We start from the raw sequence: 22,418 nt of genomic DNA, 5'->3' as shown, positions 1-22,418 counted from the left end.
TCGTGTTCAATGACAATCGTCGGCATGTCTATACCTGCCGTGAATGCGCTAAACATGACGATGGGATTGATTTGAAAATCCCCTTTATTCGTGCGGCGATGCCAAACACCCTGATTCCCGGCAGCTTTACAACGCCGGAGCTGGTCGCTGCGATTATCAATGCCAAGTACGTCTGTGCCATGCCGCTGGCCAGACAACAGCAGGAGTTTGAACGCTACAGTGTCGCACTCTCCCGGCAAACCATGTCAAACTGGTTGCTGCTTTTAGCCGACTCGGTAAGACTATAAATCATGGCACTGGCTGTCGCACCTTGAGGGGTATTATGCATAGGTGCCTACAGTTTGACATTTACGTTACAGTGTCAAATATCGCGGCCATGTTCAGAATCTTGGCGATCTGCCAGTCGATGACAGCCAGTGGTTGGCCGATGGCGCCCAGTTGGGCACGGTCGGCAGTTCCTTGCGGCTGGAAGCGCTGTTGGTTGCTGTAGTTAAAAACAAGACCGATCTGACGGCCTATACGGCGCTGCTTGCGCAGATTGAAAAAACCGCTCCGGAGGACTACACCGTCGCCAGCTGGACGGCCTTGCAAACGGCCATTGAAAGCCATGCGGTGACGGCCGAGCAGTCACAGATGACGGTCAATGCTGCAGTTAAAGCGATCCAGACGGCTTATCACCAACTGGTTAAAAAAGCTGAGCCGGTGGTCTATGACAGCGCCGGAACCTTCGGCCCGGCCAGCGGCAATGAAACCATTGATGGTGATGTCACCCTTGTCGCCGATGCCGTAATACTTCAGAATCTGGTGATTGAAGGCCAGCTAACCATCAGTGAGGCTGTCGGGGATGGCACCGTGACCCTGAATAATGTGACGGTTATGGGCGATACCTTTGTCCGCGGCGGCGGGGTTAACAGTATTCACATTAACGGCGGGTCTTATAAAACCATTGTGATGCAAAAAACCGCCAGCGGGGCGATCCGGATTGTGGCTACCGACGCCACCGGCTTGGCGGTGGTGATTGCCGAGGATGCCGCCGGCGAGACGATTATCTTACAAGGAGCCTTTGACAGCGTTGCCGTCAATGCCCCCGAGCTGAGCGTCACCACTGCTGGCTCGGCCACCACCATCGGTCGGTTGAGCGTGGGAGCGACGGCGGCGGTGACGGAGGTGACCCTCAGCGGTGTGACTGAGGGCGAAAACGTTGCGGTGACGGCCATGGCGTCCTATAACGACCCGCAATTGGGCTCGGAAAAACCCATTACTGTGGTGTATCAAATTATGGGCGAGGACATCGGTAATTACCTGAAACCGGATGATTTTACCACCACTATTGGGGTGATCAAAAAAGATCTCCGGGTGGTCAGCTATGATAGCAGCACGGGCATTTGGTCGGCGCCGACGGTTGCCAATGAACTGGCCATTGCGACGGAACTGCCCCAGGGCTTTCGTATCTTTGCCGTCGATCATGACGGGGCCGTCTTTGCCGGAGCCGGTTATGGCACCATTAAACAATACGGCGGCGGAAACACCTGGGAGACACCCTTTAGCGGTGAGTTATTACTGGCGAATCCAGTTTATGCCGGGGTTGCTGATGGCATCGCATTGGCGGTCGACCCCACGGATGGCAAGGTCTATCAGATTACCCAAGACGCTGATACTTGGAGCGACTCCCTGTCCACCATTAATTTAGCAGGCCGGGAAGTCGTCGGGGCCTATCAAACGGCGGCAGGGGCGGATTGCTATCTGGTCCTGAAGCAGGAGGGGACTTTAATCCAATACAATTTGACGACAAAAACCGAGCTGAATCCGCTAATCGAGTTTCCGACTATCCCGGATGGTTATCAGATCTGCGGGGTTAATGTTGCCGGCGGTCAGCTGAATATCTACCTCTGGCCGCTGTCATGAGCATGCATGAAGCATGAAACGGCTGCCCAGGCTGACTACCTGACAACGCACCGTCTGACGGCGCTGCTTTTTAGTGCTTAAACCTTCCAGTGATGGGAGGTTTTTTTGTTGGCATTCGTCCGGCGCTGTGCTAGTGATACAAATTGATACTAATTGGTATCAGCAAGAAGGACTGTCATGGATGTGAAAAAAATTGCCGTGATGCTGTCGGACAAGCATCTCATTGATTTAAACGGATTTAGAAAAGGCCATTGCCTTGCTGGATCAGTTTCCCTATGCTCATCGACGCTGTGATCGGCCCACTGAATGTCGCGGCCGACTACGTCGACCTGATCAGTAAGGGGGAGATCCCAACAAAGATCACCGATACCTATCAGGGCGATTTTAATACCATCAAGAATAACCTAAACACCTGTATTGAGGCAGTCAACCGGCTAGTTACCGACGCCGGGATGCTGGCTCAGGCCGGGATCGATGGAAAACTGCAAACCCGGGCGGATGCCAGCAAGCACCAGGGTGATTTTGCGCGGATCGTAAATGGGGTCAATGCCACCCTTGATGCCGTCGTTGCGCCGGTTCAAGAAGCCTCAGCCACCTTGCAGGAACTGGCTCAAGGAAACCTGAACACGGGGATGGTTGGGCATTACCAAGGTGACTACACGATTATCAAAAATGATATGAACCAAACAATTAACTTCTTAAAACGGTATGTTGATGAAATAACCCACACCTTAGAGGAAATAGGCAAAGGAAATCTTGATCAACATATCACCGAAGATTACCTGGGCGACTTCCAGGCGATCAAGATATCCCTAAACGATATCACTACTAGACTTAGCGCCACGATGTCGGATATTAATGTTGCTGCGGGACAGGTGGAAATCGGGTCGCAACAAATTTCCGATGGTGGCCAGGCATTATCTCAGGGCACAACCGAGCAAGCCAGTTCGATCCAGGAACTGACAGCTTCCATTGAAGAGGTGGCTAGTGAAACCAAGCGCAACGCCATGAATGCCAATCAGGCCAATGAATTAGCGATCCGAGTGCGGTCCAATGCAGAATTAGGGAATGAGCAGATGAACAAAATGGTCACGGCCATGGTGGACATCAATGAGTCATCAAAGAGTATTTCTAAGATTATCAAAGTGATTGATGACATCGCCTTCCAGACCAATATTTTAGCCCTGAATGCAGCAGTTGAAGCGGCGCGAGCTGGTCAACATGGAAAAGGTTTTGCAGTTGTGGCGGAAGAGGTCAGAACCCTGGCCGCTCGCAGTGCTGAAGCGGCAAAAGAAACCACGGCTTTGATTCAAGGTTCTATCGAAAATGTTGAATCAGGTTCGAAAATTGCTGATCAAACGGAAGCAAGCTTAAAAGAGATCCTCAGTGAAATTGAAAAAGTAACCGAACTGGTGGGAAGCATTGCCCGAGCATCTAACGACCAAGCCTCCGAAATCGCTCAGATCACCCAAGGGATCGAACAGGTTTCGACAGTGGTTCAAACCAACTCGGCCACCGCTGAAGAAAGCGCTGCAGCCAGCGAAAAATAATCTGGACAGGCTGAAATGCTCAAACAAATGGTGGACACTTTTAAAATAAAAAACATAAAAGCGCAAGCTGCTAAAGTGAAAAAAGTGGTTTTAGAAACAGAAAAACCGTCCCAGCCCTCACCAGCTCAACCAGTCATTGATTTAGAGATGGATATGGATATGGATATGGATATGGATATGGATAAATACTAAATGCAAAATAATTACCGCAAAAAAAGCTTTTAGGGGGTATGACCCGCTGAGTTTTCTAGCGGTTAGACAAAGCCTAAGGCTCGGCAAGAAAAAAAGCAGCGATGGTCAGACACGCTGCTTTTTTTGATGCTTAAATAATCACGATTTAATTTTAATCAATCGTAACTTCATTCACGCTTAATTCATTTCCAGATAAGCCGCGCCATCATCGCTATAGCTGTTGGCGTAGGTGCCCTTGGGGACGACCTCAATCTGGATTGCTTCGAGCCGGTAGCCGTAGCCGGAAGTACCAGCCATAAGGCCATTTTTGGCCCAGCCCATCCAGCCGATGTTCTGGCAATGAACCCGGTAATAGACATCAAAGAGCTGGGCATCATTACCGACTAACTGAATCTCAATCGCTTCTAGCCGTAAACCCATCCCCGAGGTGCCACTGATCTCTTTGTCATAGCGCCAGGGTGCCCAGCCGATATTCTGGATATGGGTCCGATAGGCAATCCCGAGGTCGTAACCGGTTTGGATCAGCTGCATCTGAATGGCTTCGAGTCGGTAGCCATAACCGGAGGTGCCGGAGACCTGGCCATTTTTGCAGTCATACTGCCAGCCAACATTCTGGATATGGGTGCGGTAATAGACGTCAACGCCGGAGCTAACCGCACTCTTAACGGTAATGGTGTAGCTGGTGGTCTTGCCACCGATGCTAATGGTCAGGGTTTTGCTGCCCGCGGTGGCGGAGTTAAAACCACTGATATTGGCGGCGGTGACGGTTTCTTTCCGGCTACTGCCATCGCTGTAGCTACCGGTAACCACCAGACCGGAAAGATCGAGCGGCTCACCAAGCTGATAGGTCAGCTTAGTGGCAGGACTGGTGATCTTGATGCCAGTTAGGGTGGCGACACTGGTGCCGCCAGTAAAGGCTTTAATACAAACATTCTCGCGATCGTTGGCACTGATGTCGCGCCAGTTGCCGGTGCCCTCGAAGCTGACAAAGCTTTCACCGGCCTTAGCCGTTACGCCACTACAATAATTGGCCATGGCACGTTCGACCGGGATCGGATAAGCATTTTGGGGGGTGGTGTATTTAATCACCACCGCAAACCGTTGCGAAGCGGTCAAATTTACCGGGCTGTTTAGTTTGACGGTGTAATAGCCGCGATTGGGAAAGGTTACCGTTTGCGTTGCGCTAAGCTGGCCACTGCTGGGATTATCAGCGCTGACATTGGTATAGATTTTGATTTCAGCTGTGGTGTTTGTGCTGAGTGAGTAGGTGCTGATGGCCATCAGGTTTTCATTGGCGACGGCGGTAAAGATGTTGGCGCCCCAGGATGAGCGATCACTGGTGGCATAGCCCCGTGAGCCGGTATTGCCAAAGGGATCATACTGGTAGATCCGGTTGTAATTGTTGGTCGCTTCAGCATTATGAAAGGCGGTTACCTCATTGCCGGCATAGGTGTCATAATAGGAGAGGTAGAAGTAGCCGCGATCGCCCCAATCACTGCCCCAGCTGTTGCGGATAATCCAGGCGCCGTTGTTTGGTGGGGTTTTGCTAAAGCGGTTGCGGTCAAAATTGTCATCCCAGCCGACGATCACGACGGCATGATCGGTGCCGGCATTGCCATCATAATAGAGGGCATGGGTATTTTTGTTATAGTAAGTGGGCGAGTCAATGGCATCGGAATAAATCGAACTGTAGACCGCCCCGCCGTTTAGAATGGCGGTCTTAATCATGGCTGGTGATTTGGCTATAAATTCAGCCTTTTGAATATGATAAAGCGGCGCCAGTCCAGTTTTTTGGGATGAGCCGTAGGGGTCACTGCTTTCACCGACGGGACCACTCCACCGCGAGAAGTAGGCCAGCGCCATCGATGCGTTGCCACCACTGGTAGGCCCGGAATCAAAACCATGATTCCAGCGGATATTGTTTTCGGAGAGGTCTTCTGTTTTGGTCGGCTTGAGGTAGGATTCGAGCGAACCGAGACTGGCAAATGTCCAGCAGACGCCGAGTTGTCCCTGATTGCGGATTTCGGTGACCCGGCCGGTCTGGCGCAGATCATAACTGGCCGGTAAGGTGGCAGCGAGGTTAAGGTCTTCCTCGGGCGTTTCGACCCGAGCCAGTGGTTCGGGAATATAGCCGCGGCTGTAGCCTTCCGCCGAGTTGGCATTGATTTCGCCGGCTTCTAAATCCGTGATGTATTGCAAAAATTCGGGATTGACAGGGCCGCTTAATAGCTCGGGTATATCATCGGCTGAGGCACTTGGGGGAATCATCAGCAAGCCGAGCAGACTCACGAGCAAGAGGACGAAACGGCGTTTTAATCGTGTTTTCATTTCGATTATCCTTTCTGATACGATAGCTACGGCCGGTCATTGCAATCAAGCAGGTGCACTGGCTGGGCGTATCGTAAGAATTAAAAGATCCGACGGGAGAGGGCGGGCATCATTGTCAACAATCAGCTTTCAACAATCCACTTTTATATTGAAGATATACCAATTATTAATGGTTTTATTCAAATTTTTTTTAACATTTAAAGGTTTTTTATTGGCGCGACAGCTGCGATCAAGACGGCTCGGATTGCGGGCGTTTTTAGTTTCTCTAAAAATTTCTGATAATTATTTTATCAAAAGGGTAAAAAACAACCATAGTGAAGTATCAACAAATAGTGAAATACAAGTTTGATGAAAATTTAGACGTAAATTTAAATGAAAGAGAGAAAACGCGATGAAATTAAAAATTAACAGACCGATCCAACTCGGCGCCTTGTTGCTGGTCGGCCTCCTGCTCTTTAGTGGCTGTGCCGCCCCTAAAAATGAAACCAATCAAACCGAAAGCCGCACCGATAAGGTTCCGACTACTAATAATAAGGCAAATGACCTAAACCTGCCAGCCCTGAAATTCTATCAGCTGGTCAGCCTCGATATGCCCCGTGCCGAGGTCGAAGCGCTGCTCGGCAGCGCCGGCGCGCTACAGCCCGATGGCCAGGTCGCCTATACTGATCCGGCCAGCGGCTACGGGGTCTTGATTAACTACAGTGAAGAACAGTTAGTCTTTGCCAAACAGCTGGTTCCGACCAGTCCAGCCTCCGAACTGATCGCCCTGAATCCCTTCCCGGTGACAGATAAACAGGCCTACCGGATGGCCGTCGGGATGCCCTTTTACGAGGTCAAGGGGGTAATGGGCAGCGACGGCATCGAAATCAGCCTGAGCCAGCCCCAAGCCGATACCACCAAACCGATTACCGGCCGCGCCTGGTTTAACCCCGACGGCTCCTATGCGATTGTTTATCTCAACCTGCCCAAGGGTCAGGTTGTTGGATCAGAATTTGTGGCTAACTAGTGATTGAGCCGTCGATTTGGATGAGTTGGACCAAAACGCATTAAACTTTCAAACAAAAACAGGCAACTCCGTCAGGGGTTGTCTTTTTTTGGGTCGTTTAAATCATGCACCAAAATCACCTGATTTATAGAGGTGGTTGTAATTATTTTAATAATATATTAAAATATTAACTTGTAAACATGTACAATTACGAGTATAATGAGAAATATTGCAGATATGTGCACGATATTAAACTAGACTAGATTTAAGATCAAGCGGCGATTGGCACCGCAACAATCATTAAATACAACGGCTTTACGAAAAGGAGACCCCAATGGACACAAGCGCTTCAAGCAGAACAGGCGGCCCCAAAATGAAAATCACCAGTATTAAATTTAAACTCCTGATCATTCCCCTGATTTGTCTTTTTGTCGGGATCGTCGCGATTGCGCTGATTTCATCGGTTTTAATTCGAGAAAGCCTTTTTGCCGAGATGAAAAATAACGGCTTTAGCAGCGCCCAGCGTTTTGTCCTTCAATTAGAAGATAATACCAATACCCTTAATCGTTTGGCCGATACGGCTATTTTACCAGCTCAGCTTGAGGCCTTCAGTGAACAATGCAGTTATCAAGCAATGGTTGACAAGTTTGCTAATGATGACAACATTGTCTATCTGGCGATTGTCGATCGTGATGTGATTGACATTGCTGACAGCATCATCGCCGATGTCGGGACCGACTATTCTGATGAAGTCTATATGAAGGCGGCCGCTCAGGAAGGAGTTTCGTCGGCCTCACAATACTATTATGAAGATCTGGATATCGATGTCTATGAGGTGAATTATCCACTGACCATCAATGGTGACCTGGTCGGGGCGATTACGATCGGTTACTCGATGGCAAATGTACAGTCTGCCGTTACCAATAATATGCTACTGATTGCCGGGATTGGGCTGCTGATCTTTTTGATCCTGGCGCTGGTGCTTTATAGAATTTCAAATTCCGTGACCAGACCGGTTAAGGCGGTCAATCAGATGATTCAGGAAATGAGGCAGGGCTATTTGGGGACGCGCCTAAAGATGAAACCGACCAATGAAATTGGTCAAATGGCGGTAGCCCTCGATCAATTTGCGGATACCCTGCAATTGACCTTGATTGGCAGCCTGAATCAGATTGCCGTTGGCGACCTCACGGCCGAGATAAAAGCCCAGGGACCCCGGGATGAAATCACACCGGCCCTTAAACAAACCATCGAAAACATCGGCAACCTGATTGCTGAAGCCAAGCAGCTGTCGGCTGCCGCAGTGGCGGGGCAGCTTGATAGCCGCGGCGATGCCGACCGTTTTAGTGGCGGCTTTAAAGAAATCGTCGCTGGGGTCAATGATACCCTCGATGCGGTGGTCGGTCCGCTGCATGTCGCGGCGGACTATATCGAGCGGATTGGCAAAGGCGACATTCCGCCCCTGATCACCGCTACCTACCAGGGTGATTTTAATGCCATCAAAAATAGTATCAATGCCTGCATCGACGGTCTGGGAGCCCTTGAAGAAGGCAAACGGATCCTCGGGAAATTGGCACTGAATGATTATTCAGAGACGATGGAGACCAATTATCCGGGCATTTACGCTGAAATTGGCCGATCCATCAATGAAGTCTGTGAGCGGCTGGCCAGCATTGTCACGATTGCCAATAAGATTGCTGCAGGGAATATGAGCGATCTGCCATTACTCAAAAAACTTGGCGCCCGCGGTGATAAAGACCAACTGAGCCCCGCGATTATTGCCATGCTTCAAAATATTGTCAATTTAGTCGCTGAAACCGAGGCCATGGCCAGTCACGCGATTGCCGGGAACCTCAGTCATCGTAGCGACCTGACAGGATTTTCGGGGGAATATGCCAAGGTTATCGCCGGCTTGAACCAGACCCTTGATGCCGTGGCAGCGCCCCTTAACGAAGCCTCGATGACCCTGCAGCAACTGGCTCAGGGCAACCTCAATAGCGCCATGGTCGGCAGTTATCAGGGCGACTACGCGATTATCAAAGCGGATATGAACCAGACCATTTCCTTCCTCAAACGTTATGTTGAAGAAATTACTGCGATCCTCGAAGAAATCGGGCAGGGCAACCTTGATCAGCACATTAGCACCGATTACCTGGGCGACTTCCAGGCCATTAAAAAGGCCTTAAACCAAATCACCGCCAATCTCAGCGCAACCATGACCGAGATCAACATCGCCGCCGGTCAGGTCGAAAGCGGCTCCCAGCAGATTTCTGATGGCGGCCAGGCGCTCTCCCAGGGAACCACCGAACAGGCCAGCGCGATCGAGCAGCTGACTGCCTCCATCGATGAGGTCGCCAGCGAAACCAAGAAAAACGCCGTCAATGCCAATCAAGCCAATCAACGGGCGATCGAAGTCCGCAGCAGTGCTCAGTACGGCAACCAACAAATGCAAAAAATGGTGGCCGCCATGGCTGACATTAATGAAGCGTCCCATAGTATTTCTAAAGTCATCAAGGTCATTGATGACATCGCCTTCCAGACCAATATTTTGGCCCTTAACGCCGCCGTTGAAGCAGCCCGGGCTGGTCAACACGGTAAAGGCTTTGCCGTGGTTGCCGAAGAAGTCCGCAGCCTCGCTGGCCGCAGCGCTGCCGCTGCCAAAGAAACCACCGGTCTGATCGAAGGATCGATTAACAAGGTCGAGGTGGGTGCTAAAATAGCCGATCAAACCGAAGCCAGCCTGATTGAGATTTTACAGGAAATCGAAAAAGTGGCTGATCTGGTTGGCAACATTGCCCGCGCTTCCAATGATCAGGCCACCGAAATTGCCCAGATCACCAGCGGGATCGAACAGGTTTCGACAGTCGTTCAAACCAATTCGGCGACAGCCGAAGAAAGCGCCGCCGCCAGCCAAGAATTGTCTGGCCAGGCAGAAGTGCTTAAACAGATGGTTGATGCCTTTAAAATCAAAGATATAAAAAAACAAGCGGCCAATCGACAACCAAAGCCGGCGCCACTGACACCGGCTGCCAGCTCCGCGCCGGCTCCGCCGCGGATCAATTTAGATGACCGGGACGATGATAAATACTAAAACCCCAAATACTAAAACCACAATCATTGATGAAGGTCTTGCTGGTGTTGCGATAGCAATCTAGCAGACCTTCATTTTATCGTCAGGCAAGCCCCCCAAAATAAATTCCTGCCGTAGTTAAAAACGCTGTTTGAATAAACCTAAAAGGGGTAAAAAATTAGGTGAATAATTAAGCTGTAATAAAAAAGGAAGTGAATCGCATGAATGGTGAACCAGGAAAGCACCCCGAGACAGTGCTAAAGGCCAGCGCGGCAACTGCTGACCAGCAGCTGACAGCCACGATTGAAGCACCGAACGGTGACGATGAATTAGAGCTCGCCGAGATTATTGATGTGGCCGCGGTCCAGTCGTTGCTGGAGAATTTTCATCAAATCACCGGGATGCTGGCTGCCATCGTCGACAGCAAGGGGCAGGTGCTGGTCAGCGTCGGTTGGCAGGACATCTGCACCAAGTTTCATCGCTGTCATCCTGAAACCGCTCGGAATTGCGTCGAGAGCGATACCCTTCTGGCGCGCGCCACCGAACCGGGCACTTTCTTATCCTACCGCTGCAAAAATGGCATGTGGGATATGTCCTCGCCGATTGTGGTCGCTGGCCAGCAGCTTGGCAATATCTATTTTGGTCAGTTTATCTATGCCGATGAAGCCCTGGATCAGGAGTTCTTCCGCCAGCAGGCGCGCCGCTATGGTTTTGATGAGGCCGCCTATCTGGCTGCCCTTGACCGGGTACCCCGCTATGATCGCGAGACGGTTAAAGCGGTGATGTCCTATCATGCCAAGCTGGGCGCAATGATCTCCGACTTGGGTTTTCACAACTTTAGTTTGGCGCGGATGCTCCGCGAGCAGCAGCGGGTCGAAGCCGAACTGCGGGAGAGTGAAGAAAGATTTAAAATGCTCTTTACCAAGGCACCGCTGGGCTATCAGTCGCTCGATTTTGATGGTCATTTTATTGAAGTCAATCCCAAATGGCTGGAAATTTTAGGTTATCAAAAAGCAGAAGTGATCGGTAAGTGGTTTGGCGATTTTCTCTGCCCCGAATATGTCGAGGGCTTTCGTAAGCGCTTTCCGCTTTTTAAAGCCCAGGGCTACATCCACAGTGAGTTTGAGATGAAAACCAAGGACGGCCAGCGGCTGACGATCGCCTTTGACGGCAAGATTGGTTATGATGCGGATGGCGCCTTTAAGCAGACCCATTGCATCCTTCAGGATATCACCCAACAGAAGACCTTCGAAAACCAGCTTTACAATGAAAAAGAACTCTTTAGAACGACCCTGTTTTCGATCGGTGACGCGGTTATCTCGACCGACACCCAAGGGCGGGTCTTAATCATGAACAAAGTTGCCCAACAACTGACTGGCTGGACTCAGGATCAAGCCCTGGGACAGCCGATTGAAGCAGTCTTTCAGATTATCAATGAGTTTACCCGCGAAAGCTGTGATAACCCGGTTGCTAAGGTATTGGCAAGCAAGACAATCATCGAGCTGGCCAATCATACCCTGCTGATTGCTAAAGACGGTGTTGAACGGGTGATCGAAGACAGCGCCGCCCCGATCATCGATGAACAGGGTCAAGTGACCGGGGTAGTATTAGTCTTTCGGGATTTTACTGAAAAGCGAAAAAACCTCGACCAAATTGCCTATCTCAGCTTTCATGACCATCTCACCGGCCTCTATAATCGTCGTTTTTATGAAGAAGAACTGGTGCGGCTGGATAATCCCAGAAACTGGCCGCTGTCGATTGTGATGAGCGATGTTAATGGCCTGAAACTGATCAACGATTCCTTTGGCCATGCAAGTGGCGACCAACTGTTAATCAAGACGGCCAAAGTCCTGACCGACGCATGTCGGGCTGATGACATCGTTGCCCGGATCGGCGGCGACGAGTTTATCATGCTCTTTCCCAGAACCGACGCCTTAGAAGCCGCTAAACTGATCAATCGGATTAAAGAACTCTTGCAAAAGGAAAGCATCGAGGGTCTGGAGATCTCGGTTTCATTCGGGTCTGAAACCAAGACCAGTGCCGCCGACGATATCCATGAACTCTTCAAAAAAGCAGAGGATATGATGTACCACGACAAACTCTATGAGGGGCCAAGCATCAAAGGCCGGGTCATCGATAATATCGTTGCTGCCCTGCATCAGAAAAGCAATCGCGAGGAAGTCCATGCCCGACAGGTCTCAGAACGCTGTGAAAGGATCGGTGCAGCGCTGGGGATGGAAGCATATCAGATCAAGGAGCTAAAAGCCTTTGGGCTACTCCACGATATCGGCAAAATTGCCATTTCCGATACCATCCTCAATAAACCCGGCCAGCTGAGCGATGCCGAATGGCTGGAGATGAAAAACCACGCCGAAGTCGGTTACCGGATTCTCTGCACCAATAACGAATTAACCGCGATTGCCGATTATGTTCTGGCGCACCATGAGCGTTGGGATGGCAGTGGCTATCCCAAAGGTCTCAAAGCTGACGCGATCCCGCTGCCGGCGCGGATCTGCGCGATTGCCGATGCTTATGATGCGATGACCAGTGATCGTAGCTACAAGCCGGTGCTCTCACCAGAAGCGGCGATCGCCGAACTGCAAAACCACGCCGGCAGCCAGTTTGATCCGGAACTGGTGCTGGTGTTTGTCGGGCTGGTGTCAGGTACGGCCTAGTGTTTCACCGGCGCGTGTTCAGATCACATAAAAAGTAAACTTTGCATAATACAGGTGATAATTTATCTTGTTAATATGCATAAATAATCGTATAATAAACTGTAATATTTTACATCCGTATAATATTTGGCGATTCGGTATGGCGATTATTTTAATAAGATTGGAATAAGCGCCGGAGCGGGAAAAATTAAATGGTTAGAAAATCAGAAAAAGAGCGAAAAAAGAAAACGGTTGCAAATTATTGCAGGAGGTTTAGGGATGAAATGGTTTTATGACAGGAAGATCACAACTAAGATTCTAAGTGGTTTTATGATGGTGGCGGCGGTTGTCGGGCTTGTCGGGTTCATGGGGATTAGCAACCTCAGAACGATGAGCGCAGCGGACAAGGTGCTGTTTGAAAACATGACGGTGCCATTGGCCCAGATTGGTGATATCTCCACCGCATTTCATCGGATGCGAGTCAATGCCCGGGATATGATTACGGCAAACGATGCCGCGACGATTAAAAGTAATGTCGATAAAATCTATGAGCGTCAAGCTGAAATAGAAGCTATCGCCGCTGATTTTGAAGAGCGCATTGTATCTGAGGAAATGCGGTTGGTCTTTCAGACATTTCAGGATGCCAAAAAAGACTATGAGACCGAGCTGGAAACGATTATCAGCCTGGCCACCGAAAATCGCGACGCTGAAGCGTGGGCACTGATGACGGAGGACAGTCCCGCGGGCATTGCTTCCCGGGCCGAACAGGAGGCCATCGCCAAGATCGTTGCCATGAAGGTGGATGGAGCCAAAGCCCAGGAAAGTGCCAACAGCGAGCTGGCCAATAACGTTATTGCCACCATGACGATGATGATGATTGGCGGTGCGGTGGTCGCCATTGCACTCGGACTGTTCCTGAGTATGTCCATCAGCCGGCCCCTTAAAAAAGCCGCGCATATGATCAAAGAAATCCGGCGAGGTCACCTTGGCGAACGGTTAAACATGGACACCCGGGATGAAATTGGTGAAATGGCCATTGCCATGGATGAGATGGCCGAGGATCTGCAAATTAAAGTTATCGGCACCATGAATCAGATTTCTGAAGGGGATGTTTCGGCCAATATTGAACTCCGTGACCCTGAGGATGAAATCGCCCCGGCACTTAAAAAGACCATCGAAACGATTCGTAGTCTGATTGCCGAAGCAACCATGCTGTCCCAGGCCGCCATTAACGGTAAATGGGATACCCGGGGGAATGCCGAAGCCTTTAACGGCGGTTATAAAGAAGTGGTTGAGGGGGTCAATGCCACCCTTGATACCGTGGTGGATAAAATGGTCTGGTATGAAGCAATTATCGATGCGGTGCCTTTCCCCATTCATGTCACCGATAATAACATGAAATGGACATTTATGAACAAACCGTTTGAAGACAATATGATCGCCGGCAATGTCATTAAAGATCGGGATTCCGCCCGGGGTATGGACTGCTACAATACCGGCGCAGATATCTGCCGCACCGAAGGCTGTGGGATCCGACGATTGGTTGATCAGGGCTTAACGGACAGCTTTTTTGAATGGTGTGGCAAAAGCAATAAGCAGGATACCGCCTACCTCAAGAATGCCAAAGGCGAAAATGTCGGTTTCGTTGAAGTGGTCACCGATCTGACATCGATGATCCGGGTCAGCGACTATACCAAAAATGAAGTGACACGATTGGAAAACAACCTGATTCTGTTATCCCAAGGGGATGTTGGTTTTGATATGGCAATTGCAGAAGCGGATGAATACACCGCGGAGGTCAATGCCCAATTTAAGGCAATTGGTAATAGTTTAGCGGAGGTAAAAAGTGCCATCGGCAATCTGATAAATGATGCCACCCGGCTCGCTCAGGCCGGCATTGACGGCAAGCTCGATACCCGGGCCGATGCCAGCAAACATCAGGGCGACTTTGCCCGGATTGTCGACGGCGTGAATGCCACTCTGGATGCCGTCGTGGCACCAGTTCAGGAAGCCTCGGCGACCTTAAACGAACTGGCTCAGGGGAACCTGAACACCGGCATGGTCGGCCATTATCAGGGTGATTATACCGTTATCAAGGACAGCATGAACCAGACCGTGGCCTTCCTCAAACGCTATGTGGGGGAAATCACCCACACCCTCGAAGAAATCGGCCGGGGCAACCTTGATCAGCACATCACTGATGATTACCTGGGGGACTTCCAGGCTATTAAAACAGCCCTGAACGATATTACCAGTAGCCTTAGTGCCACCATGTCGGACATTAACATTGCCGCCGGCCAGGTTGAAATTGGCTCCCAGCAAATTTCTGATGGCGGTCAGGCCTTATCGCAGGGCACCACCGAGCAGGCCTCGTCGATTCAAGAGCTGACCGCCTCGATTGAAGAAGTGGCAGGTGAAACCAAGCGTAACGCTATCAATGCCAATCAGGCCAACGAACTGGCGATGCGGGTCCGCAGTAATGCCGAAGTGGGGAATGATCAGATGCATAAAATGGTCGCCGCGATGGTTGATATCAATGAGTCGTCAAAAAGTATTTCGAAGATTATCAAAGTCATCGATGACATCGCCTTCCAGACGAATATTCTGGCGCTCAATGCCGCGGTTGAAGCCGCCCGGGCCGGCCAGCATGGTAAGGGTTTTGCCGTTGTTGCGGAAGAAGTCAGAACGCTGGCAGCCCGCAGTGCCGAGGCCGCCAAGGAAACGACCGGTCTGATTGAAGGCTCCATTGACAAGGTCCAGGCCGGCACCAAAATTGCCGATCAAACCGAAGAAAGTCTCAAAGAAATTTTGAATGAAATCGAACAGGTAACCGGGCTGGTTGGTAGCATTGCCCGGGCCTCCAACGATCAGGCCTCGGAAATCGCTCAGATTACCCAGGGGATCGAACAGGTCTCGACCGTGGTTCAGACCAACTCGGCGACAGCCGAAGAAAGCGCTGCCGCCAGCGAAGAGCTGTCCGGACAGGCGGAAATGCTCAAACAAATGGTCGATGCGTTTAAAATTAAAAACGCAAAAAAAACCGGTTCGCCGGTAAAAAAAGCAGTTACCCCAGCAGCGAAAGCACACAGCCCAGCACTGGCGGAACCAACCATCCGGTTAGATGATCTGGATAAATACTAAAAAAAACCTGAACCGCAGTAAACAGCTCAGCGTCAGGCGGACTGAATAAAAAAGTAGACTGAATAAAAAATGCTCCTCCTGGACATAGCCAGTTTTTATTTAAACTGACTAAGACAAGAGGAGCATCTCACTTTGTTTGCATGGTTTTGCGGGAACACAAATCGGAAAGCGGATCAGGAAAAACCATCAACCTTAGGCGTTGCTTAAGTGAAAAACGTAGTGCGCATTAATTCAGCAGAATAATCAATATTGCTATATTAACAACAAGTTGGCAAGTATCACAAAAGTGATACAGCTACTTTAAAAACCTGCAATTTGGCTAGAACGACAAAAATATGGCAGATATGCACACTATATTTTATTTTACTTGAATTTAATTAGAAATGCGAGCGTTTTTAATAGCAAAAAAAATGTCAAAAATTTTTTTTAAAATACCAGAAATATCTTTCTGAGAATTGCCATAGATGATATAATGTAACCATAATAGCGAAAGGGGGTTGGGACATCATGAGGCTGTCGACATAAAAAAAAACGATTAAAGGAGGACCCATTGGATATTTTTTTTAGTGATGGGATAAACTTGATGGATGTGTCGTCGGAATTGCGGGGGGAGTGCTTCAAAGATTTTGTGCGGGTGGATTGTCCACACCGGCTGACTTGCCGGTATGCGGATCTCGAGAAGAAGAAGCATTGTGTCGGGTACCTGTTTGATTATCGTCACCATGACGGTGCCAGTATGGTCGCCCTCAAATGCGCCCGGGCCAAAAAAGTGGTCATGGTCAGGATTGATAATCATCACCATTCATTTCTAGAGTCAGGGTCGCCGGAGCTGCTTGATTTTGAAAATCAACATCAAAAAATTCGCTGCCCCAATTGTGAACAACGCCTGTTTGACGCGGTTGTGGAGAACAAACTGGATTTACGCTTTAAATGTTCCCGGGATAATCGACAGTTGGTTGTGTTGCTGTCAGAGAATCACGATTCCGAACCGGAATTAACACAAAACTAAACGTTTAGAAAAATTGTCGTTGCGACAATCATAAAACGGTGTCAAAGACACTGAGAAAACGTGTGAGAACACGCCAGAAATATTTATAGACAGAAATGTTAATGTATTGAGGAGAGAATTCACAGACTTGCTGTAAGATCAGTGAATAATATTGAAAGATCGCACTCTGTCCGCTGGTCGGCCAGGGCATACAAATAGAATCGAATGTAACCACATTTCGAGTTAAATAGGGCCGATACTGTGCCACTGACCTACCGAATGACGTTAATTAACCTGCTGCCGCAGGCATTAACCTCATTCGGTTTTTTTTGTTAAAATTGATCAGATAATTTAATGAGAAAGAGGTAAGAGATGAACATTCAAGAAACACAGTATGGCCTGGTCACTGATCTGGCGGTGCTGGACGCGTATCTGTCCGGTGCCACGGTGATTGCCTTTGATTTTGAGACGGCACCGGCGGCGGCCTGGCGGGATGATCGTAGGGCGGCGCTGGATCCCCATCGGGGCGAGATTGTCGGGATTTCTTTGGCGGTTGCTAGCACAATGGCCAAGAATAATGGCTATGATGCCATCTATATTCCGCTTGGCCACCATGACCCGGAGGGGGTTGGCCTTAATGCCGATGCCGAAGCGGTTTTTGATTTTTTGCGGCGGCGGCTTTTTGAGCATTCGGGGGTGGTTAAAGTCGCCCATAATCTGGCCTTTGAGGCCAAGTTTTTGCTGGCGCGGGGGATTGCCCTGGTGCCGCCGGTCTATGACACGATGGCCGCGGCGCTGCTGATTTATCGGCAACAAGGGCATTTTCGCAAGCTGGCTGAGGTCGGCTTAAAGACGCTGGCGCGGGACTGGTGGGGGCTTAATCTGCCGAGCTTTGTTGATGTTGTCGGGCTGGGCTCGTTTGCTGATCTTGACCCTAGGGCCGCGGCGACGATTGCGTATGCCTGTGCTGATGCCGATCTGGCGCGCCGCCTCTATGATCTGGAAAACGACTGGTTTCAAAAAAACATCCCCGCCCATGAAAAACTGGTCAAGGCGATTGAAAGCCCGGTGGCGCTGTTTACGGCGCGGATTGAGCAACGCGGCTTTTTAGTCGATCAGGCCGGGATTGCTGCCGCGGCGGGCGCCTGCCGGGACCGGCTTAAACGGTATCAGAAGGTTTTAGAAAGCGGGGGCAGCCGGCCGGTGCAGGTTGGTAAAAACGCTGCCACCAATGATCTTAAGGCCTATCTGTTTGAAGACCTGGAGCTGCCGGTAGTGAAGTACACCGAGACCGGCAAGGCCGCCCTGGATGAGGATGCCATCGGCCAGCTGCTGGCCTATTGCCGGGCCCAGGGGCTTGCGGCTGGGGCATATTTGAAAGCGATCAGCGCCTATCGGGGCCTGGGCAAACTCTACAAAACCTATGTGCTGGGGCTGGCTGAAAAAATTAACCCCGCCAGCGGCGCCATCCACAGCCAGTTGTTTCCGCTGGGGACGACGACGGACCGCTTTAGCAGTGCTAATCCCAATTGTCAGAACCTGCCGGCCGGGCCGGCCCACGGCATTACCGTCCGGGATTTTTTGATGGCGCGGCCGGGCATGACCCTGGTGGCGGTTGATTACAGCCAGATCGAGCTGCGCATCGGCGCCTGGTTTACCGGCGACCCCAATATGCTGGCGGTCTACCGCGAGGGTGGCGATATCCACGCGGTCACGACAGCGGCGGTTTATGGGATCAGCCTGGCGGAGGCGCTTGATAAGAGCCATCCTGATTATAAGGCGCGCCGGACGGTCGCCAAGAATATCAACTTTGGGATTTTTTACGGCCTTTATCCCCGCGGTCTGCAGGATATTTTGCGGGTTAAGGCCGGCCTGAACCTCAGCCTTGAAGCCTGTCAGGCGATGATTTTTAATCTGCTGCTGGCTTATCCGGGGCTTGCGCCCTGGCAGCAGCAGACCAAAGCGGCAGCCCGTTATCGCGAGACGGTTGACACGGCGCTGGGCCGGCGGCGCTGTCTGCCGGGGATCAATGCGCCGGATGAGGGGCTGCAGCGGCATTTTGAGCGGGCCGCCCTAAACCACCCGATCCAGGGGACGGCCGCCGATATCTTAAAGCTGGCAATGGTGCGGCTGGAGGCGGGACTGGGGCAGTGGCCACAGATTCACCCGCTGCTGACGGTTCATGATGAGATTGTCTTTGAGGTCGAGACCAGCCACCTGGCGCCAGCGATTGCCTGGATCGGCGCGGTGATGGCGGCTCCGCCCTTCCCGGGCTTTGATGTGCCGCTGGCCGTTGAAGTCACAGTCGGCGACCGCTATGGGTCGCTGGCGGCGTGGGCGCCGGCCGAGTAGCAGGAGGTGGTCGGGGCTGTCGTAGCCTAAAGGGTGGTGCCACACTAACGTACCGATCAATTGTTAATCTGTTGTTCGCTGCGCCATGCGAAATTCGCTACGCTCCTTTCGCATTGGTCGCGGGCAGTCGCCAACTATAAGCAAGCTTATGATTGGCTCGTTGCCTTCGCGAAAATCGGACAGGCTAGGCCGTGTCCGCTCCGATGCGAACAACATGATGTAACAAGGGTCTGACCCCTTGGTCATTGTCGGTACTGGGTGATGCCTGGCATGGGGTTGTTGCCTCACTGAAATATCGGCTCTGTTGAGGAGTGGTGGTCGGGTCCGACCATTTTCAAGCTGTTGTTCGCTGCGGAATCGGACACTATATATGTCGTATTAAAGATTTATCGTAGGGGCGATCCGTGATCGCCCACACACGGGACAATTCCAGTTCGATTTGCAAAATTCTTTAATTCAACTTATATAATAAGAAATAAGATTTCTTATTAGTCGTGGGCAGTCGCCAACTACAAGCCAGCTTGTGATTGGCTCGTTGCCTCCACGCAGGCTAGGCCGTGTCCGCTCCGATGCGGACAACATGATGTGATAAATGTCGTCCCCTGAATCAAGGTTAGTTGTGGACCCGGTTGTAAAATATAGATTTTTTGGAGAAAAGCGATGAAAGAGACTTGTTATAGTGATACAAATAGTGTGAATAATAGCGAGACAAATAGCGAGGCAAATACCGAGATAAATAGAGAGGCAAAGAAATGGGGACAGATCAGCCCGCTACAGATTAGTCCGGCGGCGTTTCTGGCGGCTTTTGGCCCGGGGCCCTATGGGCTGCGGACTTTTTGTGATCAGGGTGGCGGCGGTGGCAAAAATTATACCCTTGCGGGGGCTGACGATCCGGCTTTGGCAAAGCTTGTCGCCGAGCTGCACCGGGTCAATCAGGAACAGCAGCGGGGGGTCTTTTTTGTGGTCAACCAGGGTGGCCATCGCGATGCCGAGATCAGCCGGGTGACCGCTCATTTTGTCGAGGCCGACAACTTGCCGCTGGCTCAGCAGTGGGATACCTTAATGGCTTTTCCGCTGCCGCCATCGATTGTCGTGCAAACCCGCAAGTCCCTGCATGGCTATTGGCTGATGGCAGCATCTGATGCCCCCGGGCCAGCAATGCCCGCCCCACCACCCCATACCAACAGCCCGGACACCGCCGCCGACCCTAACCTGGCTGGCTTTCGAACCCTGCAAAAACAATTGGCGGTTCATTTTGCCGGTGATCCGGTGATTGCCAACCGCAGCCGGGTGATGCGGTTGCCGGGCTTTTACCACTGCAAGGGTGAGCCGGTGGCGGTTGCCTGCCTGTTGTTTGAACCACAGCGGCGTTATCGTCAGGCGGCGCTGCAGGCGGTGCTGAGTAAACTGCATCCCGATGAGGTCCAGTTTCGGGTTACTACCGCCGCCCCCGGAAATCCGCAGGCGCCAGCCAAATCCCCGCCGGTAGTTGATCTGAAGGCGCCGCTGGGGGATTTTGACCTGGAGCGGCTGCTGCGGACCTGTGCCTTTATCAAATATTGTCAGGAAACCGCCGCGACTTTGCCGGAACCGCTGTGGTACCCGCTGATCACCAATCTGGCCGATGTCCCCGGTGGTGAGGCCGCCATCCAGCGGCTGTCGGCACCCCATCCCGGTTATAGCTTTGCTGCCACCGCGGCCAAGATTGCCCACTACCGGCAATCCGGCAGCCAGCCCTTTACTTGTGAAACGATCGAGCAGTGGGGCTTTTGCTGTCCACAGCGGGGGGTCTGTCCGGGGCGGCGACCGCGCGATCTGGGTCAGCCGCCGCTGCCGCCCTGGTATCAAAAAACCCGGACTGGTCTGCGGCTGATCCCCGGGGTCCTGGCCAACGCCCTAGCGGCCAACAAAAAAATCATCTATTCGCGGCAATGTTATTATCAGTATCTGGAGGGCGTCTACAAAAAAGTCGATCCCCTCCACGTCAAGCATATCGTCCGCAAATACCTGCGCGTCGATGATGTTGAGATGTCCCAGATCAACGACATCCATGGCCAGTGGACGATGGAAATGCTCTGTAGCCCCGACCGCCTCAATGTCAACAAGGCGCTGATCAATCTTAAAAACGGCCTTTACGATTGGCGCACCGGCACGCTTGCGCCCCACGATCCCGAGCTGCTGACGACGATCCAGCTGGCGGTTTGCTATGATCCCGATGCCGCGGCGCCGATTTTTGCGGCCTTTCTCAACGACTGTCTGGATCCGGCCACCCAGCTGGTCGTCCAGGAACTGTGCGGCTATTTGCTGATCCCCGAAACCCGCGCCCAGAAGGCCTTTGTGCTGGTCGGTGAAGGCGGCGCCGGCAAATCGACGCTGCTGGCAGTGATCCAGGAGCTGCTCTTGGGTCAGGCCAATGTCTCTAATATTTCCTGGCAGAAACTGGGCGAGAAGTTTTTGACCGCCGAGCTGGACGGTCGACTGGCCAATATTTTTGCCGATCTGCTGTCGCGCAGTATTGAGGACAGCAGCCTCTTTAAAAGCATTACCGGCGAGGACTGGCTGACCGACCAGCGTAAGAACAAGGATCCCCACGCCTTTAAGACCACTGCCCGGCTGGTTTTTTCCTGCAACAGCATCCCCAAAAATCTCGGTGATCGCAGCGAGGCCTTTTACCGCCGGCTGGTGATCATCCCCTTTGGCCCGCCCAAGCCGGCTGAGCAGCGCGACCACTATTTAAAGGATAAGCTGGCTGCGGAGGCGCCGGGGATTTTAAACTGGGCGCTGGCCGGGCTTGCGCGGCTGATTGACAATGGCTATCGCTTTAGTGAGTCGACCGCCAGCCGGGCGGCGCTGGATCGCTACCGGGTGGCTGGCAGCTCGGTGCTGTCCTTTGTCGAGGACTGCTGTCTGGTGGCTGATGGCCGGCAGGCCTCGGCGGCCAGCCTCTATCATGGTTATCAGCAATACAGCACTGCATCAGGGTTGCGGCCGGTTAGCCAGAAACGCTTTTGGATGGAGTTAAAAGAAAGTTTTGGAAAGCTGGAAAAAATCAGGGAAAAAGTCACCCGACGAACCATGTATCTTGGTATTGACCTCGAAGATTTTGAGGATTTCTCCTGAGGATGCACAGAATGAGATAAAGAGGCGAAATCGTTATCCTGAAAACACCAAAACGACAGCGTTTGGACAACGTTTGGACAACGTTTGGACAGGGTTAAATGCGATTAGAAAGGCATTTGAAAGGGTGAAAGGG

Annotated in this window: 11 protein-coding genes and 1 pseudogene; 11 read left to right on the top strand and 1 reads right to left on the bottom strand. The window is 51.5% G+C overall.

Annotation, left to right across the window (positions count from 1 at the left end):
* The 4 genes and pseudogenes from QZ998_RS09885 to QZ998_RS09870 form a co-directional block, all read left to right on the top strand.
* A partial coding sequence (locus QZ998_RS09885) for a transposase (protein ID WP_296560158.1) occupies positions 1-287 on the top strand: 287 nt, incomplete at its 5' end.
* Positions 288-387: 100 nt separating this feature from the next.
* Positions 388-1,905 (top strand): annotated as a pseudogene (locus tag QZ998_RS09880) (hypothetical protein); the annotation flags it as partial.
* A gap of 251 nt (positions 1,906-2,156) precedes the next feature.
* On the top strand, positions 2,157-3,455 hold the full coding sequence (locus QZ998_RS09875; protein ID WP_296560156.1) for a methyl-accepting chemotaxis protein: 1,299 nt from the start codon (positions 2,157-2,159) through the stop codon (positions 3,453-3,455).
* Between the two features lie 15 nt (positions 3,456-3,470).
* Positions 3,471-3,647: a hypothetical protein gene (locus QZ998_RS09870; protein ID WP_296560155.1), complete on the top strand. Its 177-nt coding sequence runs from the start codon at positions 3,471-3,473 to the stop codon at positions 3,645-3,647.
* Between the two features lie 177 nt (positions 3,648-3,824).
* Here QZ998_RS09870 and QZ998_RS09865 read toward each other — a convergent pair whose 3' ends face one another.
* Positions 3,825-5,975 carry a lectin like domain-containing protein gene (locus tag QZ998_RS09865; protein ID WP_296560153.1) on the bottom strand — a complete coding sequence of 717 codons (2,151 nt, stop codon included), beginning with the start codon at positions 5,973-5,975 and terminating at the stop codon, positions 3,825-3,827.
* Between the two features lie 391 nt (positions 5,976-6,366).
* On the opposite strand from QZ998_RS09865, the gene QZ998_RS09860 reads away from it, so the two are divergent.
* The 7 genes from QZ998_RS09860 (at position 6,367) to QZ998_RS09830 (ending at position 22,285) form a co-directional block, all read left to right on the top strand.
* On the top strand, positions 6,367-6,981 hold the full coding sequence (locus tag QZ998_RS09860) for a hypothetical protein (protein WP_296560151.1): 615 nt from the start codon (positions 6,367-6,369) through the stop codon (positions 6,979-6,981).
* Between the two features lie 352 nt (positions 6,982-7,333).
* Positions 7,334-10,051, top strand: coding sequence for a methyl-accepting chemotaxis protein (locus tag QZ998_RS09855; protein ID WP_296560150.1), 2,718 nt, complete (start codon positions 7,334-7,336; stop codon positions 10,049-10,051).
* A 200-nt stretch (positions 10,052-10,251) separates the two neighbouring features.
* On the top strand, positions 10,252-12,705 hold the full coding sequence (locus tag QZ998_RS09850; protein ID WP_296560148.1) for a PocR ligand-binding domain-containing protein: 2,454 nt from the start codon (positions 10,252-10,254) through the stop codon (positions 12,703-12,705).
* A 258-nt stretch (positions 12,706-12,963) separates the two neighbouring features.
* Positions 12,964-15,825 carry a methyl-accepting chemotaxis protein gene (locus tag QZ998_RS09845; protein ID WP_296560147.1) on the top strand — a complete coding sequence of 954 codons (2,862 nt, stop codon included), beginning with the start codon at positions 12,964-12,966 and terminating at the stop codon, positions 15,823-15,825.
* A gap of 550 nt (positions 15,826-16,375) precedes the next feature.
* Positions 16,376-16,834, top strand: a complete 459-nt coding sequence (locus QZ998_RS09840; protein ID WP_296560145.1) for a hypothetical protein — start codon at positions 16,376-16,378, stop codon at positions 16,832-16,834.
* Between the two features lie 351 nt (positions 16,835-17,185).
* Positions 17,186-19,165 (top strand): DNA polymerase, encoded by a 1,980-nt coding sequence (locus QZ998_RS09835; RefSeq protein WP_296560143.1) that lies wholly within the window; start codon positions 17,186-17,188, stop codon positions 19,163-19,165.
* Positions 19,166-19,825: 660 nt separating this feature from the next.
* The gene (locus QZ998_RS09830) at positions 19,826-22,285 is read left to right on the top strand and encodes a DNA primase family protein (protein WP_296560140.1); all 2,460 of its coding nucleotides are present in this window, start codon (positions 19,826-19,828) and stop codon (positions 22,283-22,285) included.
* The last annotated feature ends 133 nt before the right edge of the window (positions 22,286-22,418 follow it).

The sequence above is a fragment of the uncultured Acetobacterium sp. genome (genome assembly GCF_927416815.1).
Classification (GTDB): Bacteria; Bacillota; Clostridia; order Eubacteriales; family Eubacteriaceae; genus Acetobacterium.
This window is presented reverse-complemented; position numbering and strand designations above follow the sequence as displayed.